The 21,106-nt window shown below is 38.2% G+C and carries 9 protein-coding genes; 5 read left to right on the top strand and 4 right to left on the bottom strand.

Annotated elements, in window-relative coordinates; genetic code table 11:
* Nucleotides 1-98: 98 nt before the first annotated feature.
* Nucleotides 99-698, top strand: a complete 600-nt coding sequence (locus KO502_RS08650) for a tyrosine-type recombinase/integrase (RefSeq protein WP_216022179.1) — start codon at nucleotides 99-101, stop codon at nucleotides 696-698.
* Nucleotides 699-1,018: 320 nt separating this feature from the next.
* Here KO502_RS08650 and pulA read toward each other — a convergent pair whose 3' ends face one another.
* Both pulA and KO502_RS08640 read right to left on the bottom strand, forming a co-directional pair.
* Complete coding sequence (pulA, locus tag KO502_RS08645) at nucleotides 1,019-4,120, bottom strand: pullulanase-type alpha-1,6-glucosidase (protein ID WP_216022178.1); 3,102 nt, start codon at nucleotides 4,118-4,120, stop codon at nucleotides 1,019-1,021.
* A 281-nt stretch (nucleotides 4,121-4,401) separates the two neighbouring features.
* Nucleotides 4,402-8,301 carry an alpha-1,6-glucosidase domain-containing protein gene (locus KO502_RS08640; RefSeq protein ID WP_252730662.1) on the bottom strand — a complete coding sequence of 1,300 codons (3,900 nt, stop codon included), beginning with the start codon at nucleotides 8,299-8,301 and terminating at the stop codon, nucleotides 4,402-4,404.
* A 353-nt stretch (nucleotides 8,302-8,654) separates the two neighbouring features.
* Here KO502_RS08640 and KO502_RS08635 point away from each other — a divergent pair, with 353 nt between their 5' ends.
* Nucleotides 8,655-11,414 carry a TonB-dependent receptor gene (locus KO502_RS08635; protein WP_216022177.1) on the top strand — a complete coding sequence of 920 codons (2,760 nt, stop codon included), beginning with the start codon at nucleotides 8,655-8,657 and terminating at the stop codon, nucleotides 11,412-11,414.
* 109 nt (nucleotides 11,415-11,523) lie between these two features.
* Nucleotides 11,524-13,011, top strand: a complete 1,488-nt coding sequence (locus tag KO502_RS08630) for a tryptophan halogenase family protein (protein WP_216022176.1) — start codon at nucleotides 11,524-11,526, stop codon at nucleotides 13,009-13,011.
* A gap of 214 nt (nucleotides 13,012-13,225) precedes the next feature.
* Here the strand turns inward: KO502_RS08630 and KO502_RS08625 are convergent, their stop codons facing one another.
* The gene (locus KO502_RS08625) at nucleotides 13,226-15,043 is read right to left on the bottom strand and encodes an alpha-amylase family glycosyl hydrolase (protein ID WP_216022175.1); all 1,818 of its coding nucleotides are present in this window, start codon (nucleotides 15,041-15,043) and stop codon (nucleotides 13,226-13,228) included.
* Nucleotides 15,044-15,246: 203 nt separating this feature from the next.
* Nucleotides 15,247-16,875 carry an alpha-glucosidase family protein gene (locus KO502_RS08620; protein ID WP_216022174.1) on the bottom strand — a complete coding sequence of 543 codons (1,629 nt, stop codon included), beginning with the start codon at nucleotides 16,873-16,875 and terminating at the stop codon, nucleotides 15,247-15,249.
* A 490-nt stretch (nucleotides 16,876-17,365) separates the two neighbouring features.
* On the opposite strand from KO502_RS08620, the gene KO502_RS08615 reads away from it, so the two are divergent.
* Nucleotides 17,366-19,960, top strand: a complete 2,595-nt coding sequence (locus KO502_RS08615) for a TIM-barrel domain-containing protein (RefSeq protein WP_216022173.1) — start codon at nucleotides 17,366-17,368, stop codon at nucleotides 19,958-19,960.
* A gap of 3 nt (nucleotides 19,961-19,963) precedes the next feature.
* Complete coding sequence (locus tag KO502_RS08610) at nucleotides 19,964-21,043, top strand: glucokinase (RefSeq protein WP_252730660.1); 1,080 nt, start codon at nucleotides 19,964-19,966, stop codon at nucleotides 21,041-21,043.
* Nucleotides 21,044-21,106 lie beyond the last annotated feature (63 nt).

Raw genomic sequence — 21,106 nt, 5'->3', positions numbered from 1 at the left:
TACTGAGACTTCTCAGTAACATCTACTTGTAAATATATTTGAAATTAATTACACACGAAACAACGCTGTATATAAACACAGTTAAATGAATTTTGATAATGTCCTATTCTCCTTTTCTTGAAAGTATTAGACAGCTACTTCGTACGAAGCATTACAGTATTCAAACCGAAAAAGCATACTTACTTTGGATAAAGCGTTTCATTCTTTTCAATCAAAAGCGTCATCCTAAAGATAGGGTCACGCTTCTTCCTCATGTATTAATTGAACCACTTAAATCTCAAATAAACAAAGTTGACACATTACACCTTAAAGATTTAGCCGAAGGTGAAGGAAAAACGAGTTTACCTTCAGGCTTATCACGTAAATACCCTAAAGCTATCAGCCAACTTAAATGGCAATATTTATTCCCTTCAACAATGAGATGCAAGCATCCTACAGATGGGTATTATTGCCGTCATCACTTGCATTGGACTTCACTAACGAAAGCACTTAGTACTGCTGTTTTAAAAACAAGTATAAGAAAGCATGTAACAGCACATACATTTAGGCACAGTTTTGCGACTCAATTACTATTAAACGGGGCTGATATTAGGACAGTTCAGGAATTACTTGGACATAATGATTTAAAAACAACGCAAATATATACCCATGTTATTGGGCAGCATTCATCAAGAACATTAAGCCCTATAGATAGGTGACTTTATCGAAAGAATAAAACAGTAATCATTAGCTGCTAACTTTTATTTAATGTCCGCTTTCGTATCAAAGTGATCCTTTATAACTAGGTTTTAGAGAAAGCTCACATCAGTTTTAGGTCAAAATTTACAGAATGCTGTTGCACATACTAACGAGGAGTTGCCTATTTCCTACTGAAAATGGCAACTCGAAAGTCGGATGGTTTGTTGTCGAAGATGACACTTTATTGTCATCCTAAAGTTATCTATTATCCGAACATTAATAACTTGAACTTTGTTCCTAAATTCACACAAAGATGAGTAACGGTATCTAATTTGGAGGGTTACTGACTCGCCATTTTAACAAACACAACACTTGATAGCGGCGGCACAACAAAGCCTTTTTTGGTTATTTTGGCTTGTTTAACTACCTCATCAGAGCCATTTTTCTGAATTGGGTGTAATTGATAACCTTGTGCTTTTGCATAGTTAAATACTTGCTCTGTACTGCTTGTATTAAAAATAACCATTAAACTTTCAACGTTAGGAGCAACTGCCTCACCTTGAGTATCATCAATTTTCATTACAATTAAGTCAGGTTGTTCAGTATCCGTTGCCGCATTAAGAAAGCTGACTTTATCAATAATACTTTGCTCACTAGTTAATCTAAATAATGGGCTATTCATACGAATTGCTAATAAATCAATAAAGGTGTTACTGCTTTGTTCAATTTGCTTGGCATTAACTTGATCACGGCCTTGATGACCTTTCATTACTTCTTGAATCAACGGCCAGTTGGCTTCATCTTTTACCGCTGGTGGTAAACCAACATTATAGTAGTTTTCTTGCTTGGTAAAGTCTACGCGGTTAAACCAGTCGCTATAGTCGTAGCTGTCTCTCAAAAAAGATTTAGAGCGCATAAACTCTGAGCCCATATGAATAAACGGAATACCTTGGGCGAATAATGCGTATGATAAACTTTGCACATGCATGCGAACTCTATCTTCTGTTGAAACGTCAAATGCCAAGCGATATTGACTGTTGTCCCATAAGGTTTGATTATCATGTTTAGAAACATAGTTGATGGTATCTGCGGGATCTAACGCATAACCTGTTGGTTGATCGCCATAAGGAACATCTTTACCTAACACCACAATTGATTCGCCATTTTTTTCATCTGTAATACTTACATCAATAACAGTTTTCAACGGAAAGTTAATTAGGTTACCCGCTAAACCAATACGTAGTTGATCCATACGCAATGTTTGCTCTTGTTGAATTTCCACTTGGCTTTTAGTTGATTGTTTATCATTAGGAAAGGTTGCTAAGCCATTACCAACACCTTGGGTGTCACGGGTGTTATTACCGCCGCCGCGCACGGCATCACGTAATCTGTCAGAAAAAGTACCTATTTCAGTGCCCCCAAGCTCTAATTGACTGGCTTGAATAAATTGGCTGTTGCTTGCCACTTCACCAAAGTTCCAACCTTCACCATAAAAGTAAGTATCGCTATCTACTGCACGTACCGCTTCTCTTGCCACTAACATAGCATCTTTTGGTTGGTGTCCCATTAAATCGAAACGAAAGCCATCTATTTTATAGTCTTTTGCCCAAACCACTAACGAGTCAGTCATCAGTTTGGCCATCATCACTCGCTCGGTTGCTGTGTTATCACAACAAGTCGATTGCTCGATTTTCGCGGTAATAGGGTCAAGTCGGTGGTAATATTGCGGAACAATTTTATCCAGTACTGATTTAGGCTTTAAACCGGCTTCGTAAGTATGGTTGTACACCACATCCATAATCACTCGAAAACCTAAATTATGTAAGCTTTGTACCATTTCTCTAAATTCAACTAAACGGGCAACGCCTTGTGCATCAACCGCGTAACTGCCTTCTGGCACTGTGTAATGATAAGGATCGTAACCCCAGTTGTAATCATCTACTTCTCGTAATTCGCTCACCAATAATTGCGCTTGCTCACCTTCAACCGAGTAACTATTTAGTAATGATTTGATTGATTGCTCAGCATTATAAGGTTGCTGACAAAGGGTTGTTTGCGGTGCAATACTACACACTTTAGCAAGGTTATCGTCAAGCGATAATCGCATAGCAGGATCTTCGTTGACTGTGCCAATATCATAGGTAGGCAGTAGGTGAATGTTATTTAAACCGGCTTTTTGTAAAGATTTTAAGTGCTTTATGCCCGCAGAGTTATTCTCACTAAAAGCTTTATATTTACCTTTAAATACAGCATTGCTTAGTTGCGGATCATTGCTACTAAAGTCCCTAATATGGGTTTCATAAAAAACATTATCTTCAACGTTTTTCACCGTTGGTATTGGGTGAGTAAGCCAGTTTTCAGGTTGAGTTACGGGATCATTTAAATCAACAACTTGTGAGTACTCACTATTTACCGATAAACTTAAAGAGTAAGGGTCGGTTACGGATAACGACTCAACTTGCTTTGTTTCAGGATGATAGACATCTATTTGGTATTTATAAAAAGCATAGCTTGCTTCACTACCCGTTATTGCTTGCCAAATACCAGTATGAGTATCTTCAATCATAGCAATATTGCCACCGGCTAGTGGTTGTAAATTATCATCAAATAACTGCACTGAAACCGCTTGTGCTGTCGGTGCCCACAATTTAAAACTGACATTAAGGTCTGCTGAATTTTTTGTTTGTTCTGATTGACTACTTACTTTATTACTTACTTTAGTACGCACTATGGTTGCGCCTAAATCAGTCACCTCGTCGGCATCATTATCACCTTGGGTATAAAGTGCATCAATTACTGGCCCCGTTTGCACATAAGCTATTTTTTTAGCTTGGCTACTTGCCACAACTTCAGAGTTACTCTGCGTCGCATCAGTTGCAACAACCAGTATTTGACTTTTTAACCAATGTTTACTGTCTGCTGGGGTGAGTTGTACGGTAAAAGCTTGAAAGTCTGCTAAATGCGGGAATTTACTGGCTAACTCTTCAGGTAAGTTTACGGGAGATAAATCAATCGCGGTAAACTCATTAGTTTCAGGCGTGGTTTCAGTTGAAGTAATTGCGGCTTTTTTGCTACGTAATTCTTTGCTAAGCAATTGTTTACTAAGTAACTGATAGTGATAACTTTCATTCGACTTAGGAAGAACTAATAAATCGTGTGTTAACCAGTGCGCTGATGAGTCGCTCGGTAAATTAATAAGTTCATTCGCATTGAGCTTAATCAATTTTTTAGTTGGCGCTAAAGCACCTTGCTCACTTGCTTGTTTATCTATTTGGTTATTTTGAACCGTATGATTACCGCTACATGCAGCAACGAATAGTAAAGCCGACATCGCCAGGTAAAGAGGACTATAACTAGACTTCGAATAACTTGACTTCGAAGAGAGCTGCACTGATGAATGTAAAGAGTGTGCGCTATAACGAGTAAATAAAGGAATTTTCATAATAAGTTACCATAAGACGTGGCCATAAAATTGTTATGGCTCTTAACTTACCCTGTTAGCTTTTATATAAAAACAGCTTTCACCAAACTGCATACGTATTCAGTTTATTGAGCGTCTTTATTCTCTCTTTTACTTTGAAAGTGCTACTTAATATATCCCGCTTAAAGAAGTAAAAAGGCTTGTTGATTTTACTCAACAAGCCTTTAATTTCGTTTTACTTTTTTAAGCGACTTAAATACTCGTTAAACACTATTCAAGCACACGCTAACTTTAAAAATTGATTACTCACATTCTTGAATAATCAAAGTACCAATATTTGTGCCTTTACTAGGGTTAGCCTCATTAAGTGTTAACAAGAAGCTGTATCTACCTGCAGCTAAATTAGCTTTGTTATTATCAGTACTAGCATCATCGTAGGCTACACTGTAGCTAGCGCCAACCAATAAATTTTCACTATTGATTGTTGTTGCGCCTTCTGCTTGTACCCATAATTGTGTTTGCCAATCAGCATCATCTGAAGCAAGTTTAAATTGCATCGCACCAGAAAAATCAGCTACTGCTTGATATACGTTATTACCTTTATAGCGTAAACGATAATCCTCTGCTGCGTTCCAGCCAGAATGATCACCTTTAACATAAAGTTGACCGCCACCTGCAATATTAAACGGAATAGGATCGCTTGAGTCAGCTAACGCATCACAACTAAAAGTAGGTTTGATACTAGTAATAGTAACCGCTGGCTTTTCAGTATTTGCGTCTAACTTAATAGTATATAAACCGTCACTTTCAGCTGTAAAGGTCATATTGCCATCTATGTCACTTACCATCACTGAATCGGCTGTAAACGTAACATTGCCGAAACCTAAATTTACATCGCTCCAATCAGCATCAGCAAATTTAAAGGTTTGTTCACCAGCTATTAATTCTACTTCAAGAGTATAAATTCCCTCTTCTTCATACGTAAAGAGGTAATTTTCACCTGTCCCCCAGTCATTCATACTACCGCGCATGTAAACCGCTGACTCACCGAAAGGAGCAACATCAGGTAAGTCACGAAGTAAACCTGCTGGTAAACCGTAGCCTTGGCTACCACTTTGTGGCTTAACAAATACAGCAGTCGTTAATGCAGGTACGGTAAATGTTCCAGCCTCTTCGCTAAAGCTTGCCATTTGTACTGTGCTATCAATTGAGCTTTGTTGCACGTTATGCAATTCAAAACCTGTTGCTTCAACAATACTATGTGATTTTTCAGCATTTGAACCATTAATAATCACTACAACGGCATCATTAGCGGAGTCTAAATCGGCTAAACCAGTACCGTCATCAAGGCTCATTACAATTAAGCCTTGTGTTTGATTACGGCCAGTATTGTGAAAACCTACGCGGTCGTAAACATCTGTTGCGGTAGTTAATTTAAATAATGGAGAGCTATGACGAATCGCTAAAAACTCGGTAAATACCGCGCTGGCAAATTCAATATCATTTTGTTGAATATCAATCTCGCTATTAGCAATAAGTTTAAGCATATCAGGCCATTTAGCTTCGTTGTCTTCAGCCAACGGTAAGCCTTTATTCCAGTTGCTAGTCATTAATGTAAAATCAACTTTGTTATACCAATCGCCCGCATCGTAAGTATTTCTGTCCATTGATTTAGTACGAATGAAATCACCACCAAATTGGAAGAAAGGAATACCTTGACTCATTAATGGCATAGTTGCCGCGATGTTCTGTGCTCGTACTCGGTCACTTAACATCATATCCGTTGGTAAACCATACTGTAATTGGTCCCACAAAGTTTCATTATCATGTTTTGACACATAGTTAATAATGTCGGCAGGGTCTTTAGCATAAGATGATTGATCAAAGTTTTTAGCTGACTTAGTTCGACCACTTTTGTCTTGTAGTTGGTAATCTTCTAAGGTACCGGCAAGACCTAAGCGAATGGTATCTTGATCAGCAAACTTATCATCACTGCCAAAAAATGACGCGCCACGAATAGTATCCCGCGGTCTGTCGTTAAACGTACCAACCGAGGTGCCCGCCATGTTATTTTGTTGTGCTTGGGTATAACCGTGATCGGTACGCGTCCAACCTTCGCCATAAAAATAATTATCACTATCAATTGCTTGTACTGCAGTACGCGCAGTAGTTATTGAATCAACCGAATTATTACTCATAATATCAAAACGGAAACCGTCAAACTTATACTCTTTAGCCCATACTAATAATGAATCTTGCATTAATTTATCCATCATTACATGCTCTGGCGCAGTATCGTCACAACAAGTTTCTTTCAGTACATTACCTGTGATTAGATCGCGTCTATGATAATAACCAGGTACGACTTTATCTAATACTGAATTTTCATTTAAACCCGATGAGTTAGTATGGTTATACACAACATCTAGCACAACGCGTAAACCTATACCGTGTAAGGCTTGGTTCATAGTACGCATTTCAAGTATTCTGGCAACGCCATCAGCATTAGATGCATAGCTACCATCTGGTGTAGTGAAATGCTTAGGGTCGTAACCCCAGTTAAAACTATCTAAACCACGGATTGATTGGGTTAATGCTTGCGCATCTTCAGAGTCAGCGTCATAGCTTTCAAAGACTTCAAGTAAAGTACTCGCTGCATCTTCTTCACTACAAACGGCTGCATTTGGCGATTTAACACATAAATCTCCTACCGTGTCGGTAATATTAACAAGCTTTTCTTCATCTTCATTAATACTAGCGATGTCATTGGCTGGTAGCATTTGAAAATGAGTTAACCCCGCGGCAGTTAACGATTTTAGATGCTTAACAGGTGCTGAGTCTTGCTCGGTAAACGCTAAATACTTACCACGATTCTCTTCGCTAGTACTGCTATCAAGTACACTAAAATCGCGAATATGACCTTCATAAATAACCGCATCTTCGGGGCTGGCTATGACAGGAATAACATGATCTTCCCAACCAGCAGGTTTAAGATCCGCGTCTGTTAAATTAACAAACTGAGAATACTCACCATTAGTTGATAAAGACACAGAGTACGGATCTGTTGTTTCCAAGGTTTCAAACGCTAGGTTTTGCTGATGGTATACTGATAATTCATAGCGATAAAATAAACGGTCATTACTAATTGGTGTGCTAAAAGACCAAATACCGGTAGTATCATCAAGTACCATCTCTTCTGTAGATTGCAGCTCTTTGGCGCTGTTATATACTTTTAAATTAACTGTTTGAGCGGTTGGCGCCCAAACACTGGCAGTAATATCATTACTATTATAGATTAAGCCAAGTGATGCTTCGTTAGCATCAGCTTCACCTTGCGTATATAAAGCATCGATAACACGCGGTGTTTGAACATAAGTTGCACTTATAAGCTCATCGTTTACATCGTAAGCTATTGCAAGTAATTTACCTTTTAGCATACTTTTAACTTTGTCATTTTCTGCTGTTGTTGCGGTAAATGTCGTTAAATCACTATAACGCGGCATGCCTAGCTCTACGGCAGTGTTATCACCTTGCACAATAAACTCAAGGTAGTTATCACCGGCAATACCCGTATCTGGGTCGTACCCTAAATCATCAACGTCGGCGCTATAAATACGTACTTTCGCCGTATCGGCATTATCTACCTGCCAAAAAACCGTTTCAGGTGAAACCCAGTGGGCGGCGGTATTTACTATAAAAGCCCCTGTAGGGTAAAGCGTAGCTTCGGTGTGTAATTCACTAAAGCCTGATAATGTCCAAAAAGTACGGCCACCTGTTAGGTCAAATTTCAAATCACCGCTACTAAGATCTTTATCATCACCATTATGTAATATGGCATTAGCACATTCGTTATGTTCGGCACTTAAATTAAGTAACCAGTAAGCACCATAGTTCGGATCGGTACCTGTTTGCATTTGTCCTGCGGTCCATTCAGTACCGCCATCTGCAGTAAAATCAGCATAAGCATTACATGCTTCATTATTCCATAAATGTAACGCCCACCCCTCATATGCACTATCAGGACGATTATAAAAAATTAATAGTTGATCATCTCCTGCCTTAACGGTTGGCTCTGGTAAGGTAACAACGACTGGTGTTGTATCAGGCGTCTCAGTATTATCATTATCTCCCCCACAGGAAATGACACTTCCTGAGATAAGTGTTACCAGTACAAGTTTTTTAAAGTTAATTGGTATATTCAAAACTATATCCTCATTGTTTTATTAGTATTGTTTTTTAGTTTCCCTATTAACTTAATCAGTTGTTGATTTTTAAAACAGCCACTGCATACGTATTCAAAGGTAGTCCCCCCTTTTGAATACGTATGCAAACACTATTCAAAACTAGGTTTAGTAACTTATATTGAAGTTGTTCCAATGATTCGAAGAAAATACTTTCTACAGCTAAGCTCAAAGAAAGAAGGTCAGAACGAACAGTTCAATAAACGACATGTACGCCAATATAAAAAAACAACGACTGTTGTTCATATAATAAATTAAGCTAACCGGACGTTACTTGATTAAATTTAGTAACCAAGAAAGCTAGGGGATATAAGATGACAAATTTCAAAAAGAATAAATTAACAATAGCGCTTTTATCAAGCGGTTTAATAGCACTAAGCACACAAAGCATCGCTGCAGAAACTGATGCTTCTGCGAAAAAAGATGAAAAAGAAGTCGAAACAATTCAAGTTACTGGTATTCGCGGCAGCCTACAAAGAGCACAAGCAATTAAAATGAGTTCAAACTCTATTGTTGAAGTGCTTTCTGCTGAAGATATCGGTAAATTACCTGATACAAGTGTTGCTGAGTCTTTATCTCGCCTTCCTGGTGTAACCGGTGAACGCCGTAATGGTAGAACGAGTGGTTTATCCGTACGTGGTTTCAATGAAAACTATGTTGGTACTTCATTAAACGGCCGTGAATTACTAGGTATGGGCGACAACCGTGGCGTAGAGTTTGATTTATATCCAACTGAAATTGTATCTAATATTGTTGTCTATAAAACCCCTGAAGCGGGAATAATTACACAAGGCATTGGTGGCACCATTGATTTAGAAACAGTAAGCCCATTAAATGCCGATGCATCTATGACAATTAATGCCGTATATGAACAAAATGAAAAAGAGTCTGCTAACCCAGATTTTGACAATAACGGTCATCGCATCTCTTTCAACTTTGTTGATCAGTATATGGATGACACCTTAGGTTTTGCTTTTACGGTTTCATCTCAAGAAACACCTCGTCAAGAAGAAAACTTCCGTGCTTGGGGTTATGCCGACACACCAGAAGGTGACAAAATTTTAGGTGGACACGACTCATTTGCTCGTTCAGCAATGATGGAGCGTAATTCTTATGCCGCTGTTGTTGAATATCAACCAAATGACAGATTAAACATTGAGTTTGATGCTCTATATATTGATTTTGAAGAAAATGACGTGCGTCGTGGCCTTGAAGAAGGTGGCCCTGTTTGGGGCGGCGTAAACTATGAAGCAACAAGCATTGTCGATGGTTTAGTTACTGCCGGCTATTGGGATGGTTTTCACTCAGTAATACGTAATGACGCGAGAAGCCAAGAGTCTGAACTTACGACTTTTGGTTTAAACCTAGAGTATCAATTAAATGAAAACTGGTCAGCGTTAGTCGATTTATCATCTGGTAATGTTGATAAATCAATCATCGATTTAGAAAGTTACTCAGGCACAGGTCGTACTGGCCTTGATGGTCGCCCTTCAGCTGCACGTTCATGGGAAATGACTTCAACTGGCGTTATGTATAGTGCTCATCCAACACTACCCGGTGTAGACTATACTGATGAAAGCCTTATTCGCCTGGCAGGTCCACAGTCTTGGGGTGCTCCAGTTATTGGTAGTGACGCACAAGACGGCTTTGTTAACCGCCCCGAATTTGAAGAAAAACTAGACAGTGTTCGCTTTGAAGTATCAGGTATGGTTGAATACAGTATTATTAGTAGTATTACTCTTGGTACCAATTACTCAACACGTGCTAAAGATAAAATCAATGAAGGTGATTACTTAACTGCACCAACTTACCCTGGTGATGGTGCGATACCGAATATAGTTGGTGTAACTGATTTAAGCTTTATCGGTATTGAAGGTATATTGGCATACGACAGTTTAGCACTTTACAAAGATGGCTATTATACGGCCACTGAAGCATCTTTAGTACAAACTGATCGCTTAGGCGATACTTACACTGTTGATGAAGATATCTTAACAATATATGCAAAATTAGGTTTAGAAGCTGAATTTGCTGGTATCTACATGACAGGTAACTTTGGCTTGCAGTACGTTGATGTTGATCAATCATCAACAGGTTTCTCAACGGTTGAAAACTCAGAAGCTTATGTTGTTGCAACGGCGGTAAGTTCTGGTGCTTCATACTCAGATGTATTACCTACATTAAATTTGAATTTCGAAATTTTTGAAGATCAATTTATCCGTACTGGCTTATCTAAAGTACAAAGTCGCCCTCGTATGGATGATATGCGTCCAAATGCGCGTGCAACATTTGCGTATAACGATAACCAAATTCAAAGTACAGCCCCTGAAAATGGTCCTTGGAGCGGTAGTGCGGGTAACCCAACATTAGAGCCTTTAGAAGCTAATCAATTTGACCTTTCGTATGAGAATTACTTTACCGAAGATGGTTACTTTGCAGCCGCATTCTTCTACAAAGACTTAACAAACTGGCATAGAACCTCAAGCGCATTAACTGACTTCTCAGACGTTTATATTCCAGAAATACATAAAGACTCTGCCGGTAATCCTCCTGCAACAATGTTCGGACTTGTTGATACGACTGAAGGTGGTTTAGAAGGTTTTGTTCGTGGTTACGAGTTTCAAACTAGCTTCCCTTTCCGTATAGCACATGAGTCATTAGATGGTTTAGGTATTGTATTAAGTGCAACCTTCTTAGATGGAGAGCTTGAAGACGGAGGCAAAGTACCAGGACTTTCAGAAGAAAGTTACTCATTTACTGCTTATTATGAAAGAGATGGCTTTGAGTTCCGTATTGCAGGTACTAAACGTGATGAGTTCTTAACTGAAACACGTGGAGCAAGCCTTGCGTTGCAGTCAACTGAAGATCTTGGTGCTGAAATTTGGGATGCTCAAATAAGCTATGACTTTGATGAATCAGGTATTGATTCTTTACAAGGTCTACGTATTTCGTTCCAAGCTCAGAACATTACTGATGAAGACACTATACAGACTGAAGCAACAGATAGTAGACAAGTTACATCTTATCAATCATTTGGCGCTAACTACTCGTTAGGTCTAAACTATAAGTTCTAAAAGACTTGTTGTTAATAAAAAAACCTGTCAGCGTGCTGACAGGTTTTTTTTTAATTAATAATAACTAGGGTGTTGATGTAACACCCATTATTTGTACGAGGATTCAGGTATGAACAGTTCTGTTAATAAAGTTGTAATATTAGGCGGCGGTACTTCTGGATGGATTTCAGCAGCATTATTGAAAAAAATTATGGGTTCTACGATTGCAATCGAGTTAGTCGAATCTGATGATATAGGTACCATTGGTGTTGGCGAAGCTACAATACCTCCTATAAGGGATTTGAATAATGTACTCGGTATCAATGAAGCTGATTTTTTACGTGAAACCAAAGCCACTATCAAACTAGGTATTAATTTTGAAAACTGGAAATCCCAAGGACATAGCTACCTGCATGGTTTTGGTGCGGCAGGAAAAAGCTTGCCCTTTTGCCCTTTTCATCATTTATTAAAACGTGCCAACCAATTAGAAGATGATAGCCACCTATGGCAATATGACTTAAATCATTTATGCGCGAAAGCTGGACGTTTTGCACAAATAAAAAGCCATGATCCAATTATGAACCTTCCTTACGCGTATCACTTCGATGCAGGTTTATACGCTAAGTACTTACGTAAATATAGCGAAAAAATAGGTGTTATAAGAACCGAGGGTTTAGTAGAACATGTTGAACAATGCAGCACCTCTGGCTATATCAAATCACTACATTTAAAAAATGGACGAGTAATTAGCGGAGATTTATTTCTTGATTGCTCGGGCTTTAAAGGCCTACTTATTCAAGAAAAACTTCGTACTGGCTATGAAGACTGGAGTCACCTATTACAGTGTGACAGAGCCATTGCCGTACCTTCTGAACGATTAGAGCAAACATTACCTTATACGCGTTCAATTGCTCATACTGCAGGTTGGCAGTGGCGTATTCCTCTACAACATCGCAATGGTAATGGCATGGTATACAGCAGCAGTCATTGTAGCGAACAACAAGCAATAGACACGTTAATGAATAATTTAACGAGCAAAGCGATTGCTGACCCCAAAGTCATTAAATTTCAAACCGGTAGGCGTTACCAACAATGGAATAAAAATGTACTCGCTATCGGGCTTTCTAGTGGTTTTTTAGAGCCTCTCGAGTCCACTAGTATTCATTTAGTTCAATCAGCGATTGTACGTTTAGGTCACCTTTTTCCTCATCACGGTATTGATAGTTTACTCGTCGATGAATATAACAAACAATCTGCACTTGAATTTGAACAAATACGTGATTTTTTAGTGCTGCACTATCATGCGACAGAACGTACAGACAGCGATTTTTGGCAGGATATGCGACACATGAAAATCCCTGATAGTCTCGCATTAAAAATAGAAATGTTTAAACACAATGGTCGACTAACCAACACAAAAAATGACTTGTTTACTGAGCATTCTTGGTTACAAGTGATGCTAGGACAAGGCATAGTACCGCAAGATTATCATCCTTTAGCTAATAGTATGTCTGATGAAAAGTTAGCGGTGATGCTTAGAAAAATTAAAGAAATAAAACAGGAGCCTATTGACAAATTACCCACTCACGATGAGTTTTTAGCAATGTTCTGCTCATAATAAATTATGCTGTAGTGCTGTAGGTATAAATTAATGGTTAACTATTACTCTTTTACTTAAACTAATAACAAACTAAAGCTCGCTTTAATAAGCTAAAACATTTAAACAGGCATAAAAAAACGACTTCAATAAGTATTGAAGTCGTTTTTTTATTAATAATAATTACGTGACTTAGCTAATAACTAGCTAGTTATTTACCCCTTTATCAGTTGTATTACATTTGATAAATAGCAAAGCTCAATGGCGCTATTTCATTGGCTTTACTGCTTTCTGTTGAGCGGTATACTAGTGTACCGTTATTCTTAGCCCCTAAAGCACTAAGCTTTTGAGTCGTGATAGCGGTATTGAAAACAACCATTAATTTCTGTGCTTTATACTTACCATTACTTTTTAGCTCATTATTGTCAGCACTTTTAATTTCACGTGTTATTGCAAAAATCCCTGGTTTATCTTCAGCATAAATAACGGTTTGTTGACCAAAGCGTAATGCAGGATATTGCTGATATAACTGCGAGTATTTAGCAAAGCTTCGATAAAAAAGGTGATTTGTATCAAAGTTATCGTCGGCAGTAGTTAAGTCTGTTGCCAACAAGTCATCATCATTATAACTATCAACCAAAGACGGCATCATATCTTGACGTGATGCTTGATCACCACCATCACCAACAAAGCCTTGCTCATCACCATAATAAATAACTGGCACACCACGACTAAAGAACATCATCGCATTGGCGAGTAAATTACGATCTATTTGCTCTTGCTCTGAGTAATTATGTGGACTTTGTGAAAGGCCGTAAGCAAAGCGCCCCATGTCATGATTACCAGTAAAGTTAACCAAAGAATTAGCATTAGTATTAGGGATGTACTTGTGATTTGATTGATAAAAATGATCTTTGGCAAACAATTGCGCTAATACTTCTGTACCCTGCTGCTCAATCAACGCTTTAGTTACAGCACCTTGAAAGGCAAAATCTAAAACCGTTGGGATTTTAGCTTCAGTACTATAACGACTTAATATTTCAGGCTCATAACTATACACTTCGGCAAACATAGTAAAGTTGTTAATGCCCTGCTCTTTTGCAAATTTCAATAAAGCGGGAGAAAATAATTGCCAAAATTCAATATTGACATGCTTTACCGTATCAATTCTAAATCCATCCGGTTTGAATTCTTCAATAATATCTTTATAAATATCAATCATCCCATTTACGACAGTAGGATTACCTGTGTATAAATCATCAAGTCCTGAAAAATCACCACGTACAGCACTCTCACCATGCCAAAAAGAATCACCTTGATTATGATACATACTAATATCATTTAACCATGCCGGTGATTTAAGCGCTTCATCACCTTTTGGAATAATAGTCGTATATTGATTACCTTCAGCCATCTGTGCCATAGAAATAAATGGACAATCAGTTCCTTGTGCTGCATCAACAATCCAACCTAAACCGTCTTCGCCATGACATTCTTTATATTTAATTACGTCAGCCGTATGGTTAGTAATAATATCGAAAAACACTTTAATGTTACGTTTGTGGGCTTGATCAATAAAATTTTTCAACTCGGCATTACTACCAAGGTGCGGGTCTATTTCAGTAAAGTCTAGTATCCAATAACCATGATAGCCTGATGTACCCGCTTGCATAGCACGGTTACGTAAAACGGGTGTTAGCCAAATAGCACTAACGCCCATATTATCCAAATAAGGTAGTTTTTCAGTAAGGCCGGCTAAGTCACCACCGTGATACATACCTTTATGAGTAGTATCCAAACCTCCATGAGAAGCAGCACGTTTTTTATCATCCGCCGCGGCACCTAAATCATTGCTAGTATCAGCGTTATAAAAACGATCCGGTAAAACAAAGTAAAATACTTCATCTTGCAATTCTCGTTGCTGATAAGGTGCTAACGAGGCAGCCTTAGCTTTAAATATCTCAGGTGTTTGTGCAGTAGCGTAACTTGGATTGGAGGTGATAAAAGCTAAACTGATTGCGGTTAATAGTGAACATTTTTTGATAAAGTTCATAGTGTACTCTCGTTAGGTAATACCACTTACTTAGGTCATTCGGTAAGTGGTTAATACTTAGTAGGATGTTAAATTTGCTTATACTAACTAGCTAAATACTAAAATTAGGATCTAGGTTCTAGGTTCTAGGTACTAGGTACTAGGTTCTAGGAATTAAGTTCTAGCTTGATAACATAAGGTTACTTAACTTACGGGTATAAAAACTAAAGTTTACTGTAAAAACAACCAAATGCAGGTAATTGTAAGTTACCGCCAACTATCGAGCCGCTAGTTAATTTATGACCTACTACTTCTGTCAAGTTTTCAGCATTTTTAGTTAATTCAGATACCGCAATAGTTTGTGCTTGCTCACTAAAGTTGAAACAAACTAAAAGCTTCTCACCTTCATATTCACGCACAAAAGCTAAAATAGGATCTTGTACTTCTACAAACTCAATATCGCCATAGCGTAATGTTGGCTGATCTTTGCGCCAGCGATTAAAGTGACGGTAGCTATTTAACACTGAATCAGAAATCTCATCTTGCACATCAACAGATTTTGCATAGTGATCTTTTGACACGGGTAACCAAGGCTTACCTTCAGTAAAACCTGCATTTTCTTCATTATGTTGCCATGGGTGAGGCGTTCTACAACCATCTCGGCCTTTAAACTGCGGCCAAAAGGTAATGCCATAAGGATCTTGAATATCTTCGTAGGCAATATCAGCTTCAGTTAAGCCAAGCTCTTCACCTTGATAACTACAAATGCTACCGCGTAATGATGAAATCATCGCAAACAACATTTTTGTAAAACACTTGCTTTCATAACCGCCCCATCTGCTGGCAACTCGCTTCACATCGTGATTTGAAATAGCCCAACATGGCCAACCGTCTGACACACGCGACTCAAGTGTTTGCACTACTTGTTTAATATAACTAGCACTAAAATTATCGGTTAATAAATCAAAGCTATAACCCATATGCAAACGTTCATCGCCTTGAGTGTATTCAGCCATGGTTTTTAATGAGTCTTCAGAAGAAATTTCACCTAAAGCTACTGCACCTGGGTATTGATTAAGTAAGTTGCGGATTTCTTCCATAAAACCAAGATTTTCGTCTTGAGTATTGTTGAAGTAATGATATTGATAGGCGTAAGGATTTTTTTCATCAAAACCAATACTTGTTCTTAATTCTTTAGCTTTAGCTGGGTTATCACGCAATTGCGCATCATGAAAACAAAAGTTAATCGCATCAAGTCTAAAACCATCAACACCACGTTTAAGCCAAAATTCAACATTGTCTAATACCGCTTTACGAACATCAGGGTTATGGAAGTTCAAATCTGGCTGACTGGTTAAAAAGTTATGTAGGTAATATTGTTGACGTCTTGGCTCCCAAGTCCAACCTGTACCACCAAAAATAGACAACCAGTTATTAGGTGCTGTGCCATCTGCTTTTGCATCTGCCCATACATACCAATCGGCTTTGTCATTAGTTTGATCTTCACGAGAATCAAGAAACCATTGATGTTGATCAGACGTGTGGCTGAGCACTTGGTCTATCATTATTTTTATGCCTAAAGCGTGAGCTTTAATAACAAGCTCATCAAAGTCAGCTAAGGTACCAAAAATAGGGTCAATATCACGATAGTCACTAATATCATAACCAAAATCTTTCATTGGCGATTTGAAAAAAGGAGAGATCCAAATTGCGTCAACACCTAAGCTAGCAATATAGTCTAACTTACTAATAATACCTGGTAAGTCGCCAATACCATCTTGGTTTGCATCATAGAAGCTTCGCGGGTAAATTTGATAAATTACCGCACCACGCCACCACATTTGATTATTCATTTGAAACTCCTACCAATTTGCTAATAATGATACTTGCATTACCTTAGTACTCACTCTAATGACTATTTAATGATTAACATCAACACTAAAAAGACTGCTAACTCTTAACATTAGGATTAGGGTGTTACCTCAGTAATAATTGCCTCAGCAAGCGCTGAGCAAGTATTTAATACTTCTTTTTTTATAAGAATACGCAAATTAATACTTCTCTGAAAGCCTCTGCATACGTATGTATTAGGATTATTCATAATTACATACGTATGTAGTAAAAATTAAAAATATGAAGTAATCATGCATACGTATTCAAGATGTTGTCTACCCTATAGTAAGGTTATTATCGCCAATAATTATACGTAATTACTATCTATATCCGCTCTACTTGAAGATGCTTGCAATAAACGAACGTAGACATAACTCATGCGCCACACTGAGTTGTAATGCAAACTTATAACTAAAGTTAAAATTAATACTAAAAAGAAAGGGGATTGCTTTGTTTAGAGTCACATTGAAATACTTCATCGCTAACAACTTAACAAGCTTGTTGATTTGTTTATTCACTTATTTTGCTATTTTAACGTCAGCTTTTGCAGCCGATGCTAGGTATCTTAATCATACAATTGAAGGTAATAGCCTTATTATTAATACCAACCAAGCAAAGGTTACTTTAAAAGCTTATGGTGAAGGGGCAATAGCAACTCAATATCAGCGTCATGATGATCTATTTCCGGCCAAACATCTCCCCTCTTATGCCATTAAAGAAGATGCGCAAACGAATGCTTTTGTTATTAAGGAAAACGTTAAAGAACTCACCTTAACACTTAATAAGCTCAGTGCCGTTATTACTAAAACCCCTTTCTCTATTAGTTATTATCAAGCAGAGCCAAATAATAAAAAACGGTTACTCATTGCTGAGGAGCAAGGGTTGTTTGCCGGCTCTGAGAATGAAACAACGCAAGTAGAAGTTGCCGACACGGTAACTGAAGTAACGAAAACTTTGCCCGTACAAGGTTTTCGTTTTCATTTAGATAGCACTGAAAAATTACTCGGCGGTGGGGAGCGCGTATTAGGCATGGACAGACGTGGACATAGCTTCCCGCTATATAACCGCGCACATTACGGTTACACCACAGAATCTAAACAAATGAATTTTTCTATACCGGCGGTAATGTCGAGTAATAAGTATATTGTACTGTTTGATAACTCCGCTAAAGGTTTTATGGATTTAGCCAAAAAAAATACAAATATATTAGAGTTTTCTGCCGTTGCAGGGCGCATGGCTTATATAGTTTTTGCCGCAGACACCTACCCTGAACTACTTAAAAACTATGTAGCGGTAACGGGTACTCAACCTTTACCGCCACGATGGTCTTTAGGTAATTATGCATCACGTTTTGGTTATAAAACCGAGTCCGAAGTTATTGAAACCGTTAATAAGTTTATTGATTTAGACTTTCCGCTAGACGCTATAGTATTAGACTTATATTGGTTTGGTAAAGATATTCAAGGCCACATGGGAAATCTTGACTGGGATAAAGAAGCATTTCCTAACCCTGAAAAAATGATTAGTGATATCAAGGATAAAGGCATAAAAACCATTTTAATTACTGAGCCTTTTATCTTAAGCACGTCAAAAAAATGGGATGATGCTGTTGAACATGAAGCATTAGCGAAAGACGAAAACGGTAAAGCCAAAAAATTTGATTTTTATTTTGGTAACACCGGCTTAGTCGATGTATTCAACGATAAAGGTCAACAATGGTTTACTGATATTTACCATACACTTTATCAACAAGGTGTAGGCGGTTGGTGGGGAGATTTAGGCGAGCCCGAAGTGCACCCAAGCGATACCTTACATACATTGAGTGATGGTAGTGTTGTTAATGCCGATGCCATTCATAATGTGTATGGCCATCAATGGGCAAAAATGGTGTTTGATAATCAGCTAAACATCAGTCCTGATGAGCGACCGTTTATTTTAATGCGTTCAGGCTTTGCTGGCTCACAACGCTATGGAATGATTCCGTGGACAGGTGATGTAAGCCGCTCTTGGGGGGGCTTAAAACCACAAGTAGAGCTAAGCCTACAAATGGGTGTGTTGGGGATGGCTTATACTCATTCAGATTTAGGCGGCTTTGCTGGTGGTGAAAGCTTTGATCAAGCAATGTATATTCGCTGGTTACAATATGGGGTTTTTCAACCTATTTACCGTCCTCACGGTCAAGATAACATTGCCCCTGAAGCAGTATTTCACGACAAAAAAACGCAAGATATTTTAAGGGAGTATATTAAACTTAGATATAAATTACTGCCATATAACTACACTTTAGCTTATCAAAATAGTACTACGGGTATGCCACTGATGCGCCCATTGTTCTTTGATAAATCAGTTGAAAAAAAATCTGACTTAAGCGTATTTGATAATGCTAGTAGCTACTTTTGGGGTGATGCTTTTTTAGTAACACCGGTTGTATCTCCTGATATTAAGTCTGTAACCGTAGATCTTCCTGCAGGCGTTTGGTTTGATTATTTCACCGATAAAAACACTGTAGCGAAAAAGTACCAAGGTATGCAAACTATTAACTTACCTACTAGCTTAGAAAAATTGCCAGTATTAGTTCGTGCGGGTTCATTTATTCCTATGGTTGATGCTATTCAGTCAACCATGGATTATGACGCCACTCAATTAACCTTACATTATTATGCGGATAATTCTGTTCCTTCTGCTGAATATGAAATGTATGAAGATGATGGTGAAACCTATCAGGCGATAGAAAAAGGCTTATTTGAACTGTTGCACTTTACCGCCAAACAGCACTCTACTCTACAACCAAAAGCTAAAAAACTAACCATCAACCTAAACCGCACAGGAAAGGGTTATAAAGGTATGCCTAATGAGCGGGCAATGACAGTAGTTATACATAACATCACTAAAGCACCTGAAAGTGTGAATTTGAATAATGCAGAGTTAAACAATGCTGAACTAAAAAATGCAGAACTAAAAAATGTTGACTGGCAAAAAAGCAGTAACACGCTAACCATTACTTTCACTTGGCAACATCAACCGCTTACTTTAACCGTAGAATAAATTATGACAACAATGAATATAAAAAATAAAGTACAAACTAATACACCACAAAAAACTATTTACCTTATTGCCGATATTGGTGGTACTAACATCCGTTTAGCACAAGCAAGCTCGGCCATTGATATAGCAACAGCTCATAGCAACACAGATGCTTTGCCTACTATAGCCATTAACGCCATTGAAACTTATCAATGCAAAGCATTTGCAAGCTTAGCTGAGGTGGTTGCCCATTACATCGACGTTAAATCACTTAAAGGGAAAGTCATTAACGCTTGTTTCGCGATTGCCTGCCCAGTAGATGAAGATCTAATTAGCATGACGAACTTGCCTTGGCAGTTTTCACAACAAGAACTTAAAGCCACCTTACAGTTAAACGCGTTAAGTTTTATCAATGACTACACCGCAATAGCAATGGCGATTCCGCTGTTATCAGATCAGCAAAAAGTTAAAATTGGCGGCGGCAATAGCCTTGCTGGTAAACCTATTTCAGTATGCGGTCCAGGCACGGGCTTAGGCGTTGCCAATTTAGTACCACTTACTATTGCAGGCAAAGAACAATGGCACTGTATTAGTGGTGAAGGCGGACATGTTGACTTTGCCGCTATCAATGACAAAGAGAAATATGTATTAAATTTCATTCAAAATATAAAAAAACGTGTTTCATACGAACAATTACTGTCGGGCTATGGTTTAGTGCAAATTTATCAAGCGCTAGTGGCACTTGAGCAAGAAAAGGGAACACTCAGCAGCAGTGTAAAAAGCACCTTACTACCTCATGAAATCACCACTGAGGCGATCAATGGTCGTTGTAATATTTGCCAGCAAACTTTGAGCCTTTTTTGTGATGCACTTGGTAGCTTTGCTGGTAATCTTGCGTTAATAATGAATAGCCAAGGTGGAGTTTATATTGCTGGCGGTATAGTGCCTCGCTTTATTGATTATTTAAAAGCGAGTGACTTTAGAAAGCGCTTTGAAAGCAAAGGCCGCTTATCACACATTACTGAACAAGCACCAACTTATGTGATCACAGAAGATCAACCTGGCTTACTCGGTGCAGCCGCTTTTATCTTACAAGGTGAGTAATTTTTTTTCAGTAAGTTTTTAAGAGGATTTTTTCTATAATTTATCTTTATACCAATCTGATTA

The organism is Colwellia sp. E2M01, assembly GCF_018860585.1.
In the GTDB taxonomy this organism is placed as follows: Bacteria; Pseudomonadota; Gammaproteobacteria; order Enterobacterales; family Alteromonadaceae; genus Colwellia.
The sequence above is the reverse complement of the archived record's forward strand: the minus strand, read 5'-3'. Positions and strand labels throughout refer to the sequence as shown.